Here is a 2,080-nt window from a genome sequence, read left to right as displayed (position 1 = left end):
CGGCGCGCTGGGTGCTGGTGAGCTTGCCCCAGGTTTTCTGTGCGCTGGCGGCGGCATCGACGGCCGCAATGGCTTCATCAGGGGTGGCGGCGGACACCCGGCCTACCTGGGCCTCGGTCGCGGGGTTGTAGACCGCGATTTGGGCGGTGCTGGCAGGTTCGGCGAAGTGGCCGTTGTAAAAGTTGCGCTCGATTTGCATATGGTTTTTTGCCCAATCGTTGTTGTTTTGCGAGTGACTTGCAGTTTTGTCATTGGGCGGGGGTTGGACAAACGATTTATTGACGGGGGTAACGTGCGAAAAATGCAGGTTAGTGGCTGATCCGTAGTAATGACCCGGGTCTGAGTCTGTATTGTTCTACCCATACTTCCTACAGTGCCGCCCACTTGGAACCGTGGGAGGACTAAGCATGCAACCACCATCAACCGCACAGGCCTACAACTACAAGGTCGTGCGTCAATTCGTCATTGCAACTATCGTCTGGGGCGTGGTCGGCATGGCCATGGGCGTGTGGATCGCCTCGCAACTGGTGTGGCCCGAGATGAACCTCGACCTGCCGTGGACCACCTTCGGCCGCCTGCGCCCGCTGCACACCAGCCTGGTGATTTTCGGCTTTGCCGGCAGCGCGCAATTCGCCGCCAGCTACTACGCAGTACAGCGCACCTGCCAAGTACGGCTGTACTCGGACAAGCTCGCTGCCTTTACCTTTTGGGGCTGGCAGTCGGTGATCGTGATCATGCTGGTCAGCCTGCCACTGGGTTACACCACCACCAAGGAATACGCCGAGATCGAGTTCAGCGGCGCGGTGTGGATGACCGTGGTGTGGGTGGCCTATGCGATCGTGTTTTTCACCACTGTGGTGCAGCGCAAGACCCAGCACATCTACGTCGGCAACTGGTTCTTCGGTGCATTTATCGTGGTGATCGCGATGCTGCACGTGGTCAATCACCTGTCGATCCCGGTGGACTGGTTCAAGTCCTACCCGGTGTATTCCGGGGCCACCGACGCGATGGTGCAGTGGTGGTACGGGCACAACGCCGTGGGGTTCTTCCTGACCACCGGTTTCCTGGGGATGATGTACTACTTCGTGCCGAAGCAGGTCGGGCGGCCGGTGTATTCCTATCGCCTGTCCATCGTGCACTTCTGGGCGCTGATCACCCTCTACATCTGGGCCGGTCCGCACCACCTGCACTACACCGCGCTGCCGGACTGGGCGCAGTCGCTGGGGATGGCGATGTCGCTGATCCTGCTGGCGCCGAGCTGGGGCGGGATGATCAACGGCATGATGACGCTTTCCGGGGCCTGGCATAAATTGCGCACCGACCCGATCCTGCGCTTCCTGGTGCTGTCGCTGGCGTTCTACGGGATGTCGACCTTTGAAGGGCCGATGATGGCGATCAAGACCGTCAACGCCCTCTCCCATTACACCGACTGGACCATCGGCCACGTCCACGCCGGCGCCCTGGGCTGGGTGGCGATGATCACGTTTGGCTCGCTGTACCACATGATCCCGAAAATCTTCGGGCGCGCGCAGATGCACAGTGTGGGGCTGATCAATATGCACTTCTGGCTGGCGACCATCGGCACGGTGCTGTACATCGCGTCGATGTGGGTCAACGGCATCACCCAGGGCCTGATGTGGCGGGCGGTGAACGATGACGGCACCCTCACCTACTCGTTTGTGGAAGCGTTACAGGCCAGCCATCCGGGATTTGTGGTGCGATTCGTCGGCGGGGTGTTCTTCCTCAGCGGCATGTTGCTGATGGCGTACAACACCTGGCGCACCGTGCGTGTGGCGGATTTGAAGGTAGCGCAGCTTGACGCGCAGATCGCCTGATGTGGGAGATAGCGCTGAACCTGGCGGCGGTGATCGGCCTGTATGGCGCGGTGGAGTATTGCCTGCGGGGCCAGTCGAAGGAGAGCCTGGATGAGGCCAGCCTGACGCCGTTCGCCGATGACCCGGAAGTGGCACGGCGGGTGGAGCTGGCCACGGGCAAGCGGGTCAACGCGGTGGCGCCTGAGGAAACAAAGCAGGACTGGGGCAATATAGAGATCTAATTGTGGGAGCGGGGGGGGGGGGGG

3 protein-coding genes are annotated in these 2,080 nt (G+C 61.2%); 2 read left to right on the top strand and 1 reads right to left on the bottom strand.

All coding sequences use genetic code 11. From position 1 onward, the window contains the following. Nucleotides 1-199 (bottom strand): aldehyde dehydrogenase family protein (locus tag HX846_RS29890; protein WP_178966758.1); only part of this gene is annotated, 199 nt, incomplete at its 3' end. Between the two features lie 208 nt (nucleotides 200-407). Here HX846_RS29890 and ccoN point away from each other — a divergent pair. Continuing rightward, nucleotides 408-1,835 (top strand): cytochrome-c oxidase, cbb3-type subunit I, encoded by a 1,428-nt coding sequence (ccoN, locus tag HX846_RS29885; RefSeq protein WP_008432550.1) that lies wholly within the window; start codon nucleotides 408-410, stop codon nucleotides 1,833-1,835. Next, on the top strand, nucleotides 1,835-2,056 hold the full coding sequence (locus HX846_RS29880; RefSeq protein WP_102369024.1) for a CcoQ/FixQ family Cbb3-type cytochrome c oxidase assembly chaperone: 222 nt from the start codon (nucleotides 1,835-1,837) through the stop codon (nucleotides 2,054-2,056). Before ccoN ends, HX846_RS29880 begins: the two co-directional genes overlap by 1 nt. Nucleotides 2,057-2,080 lie beyond the last annotated feature (24 nt).

Origin of the sequence: Pseudomonas sp. K5002, assembly GCF_013386655.1 — a bacterium.
Taxonomy (GTDB): Bacteria; Pseudomonadota; Gammaproteobacteria; order Pseudomonadales; family Pseudomonadaceae; genus Aquipseudomonas.
This window is presented reverse-complemented; position numbering and strand designations above follow the sequence as displayed.

Bases quoted from the DNA above. Each gene is read 5' to 3' on its own strand.
- ccoN (WP_008432550.1), top strand. From the start codon at position 408: ATGCAACCACCATCAACCGCACAGGCCTACAACTACAAGGTCGTGCGT.
- HX846_RS29880 (WP_102369024.1), top strand. From the start codon at position 1,835: ATGTGGGAGATAGCGCTGAACCTGGCGGCGGTGATCGGCCTGTATGGC.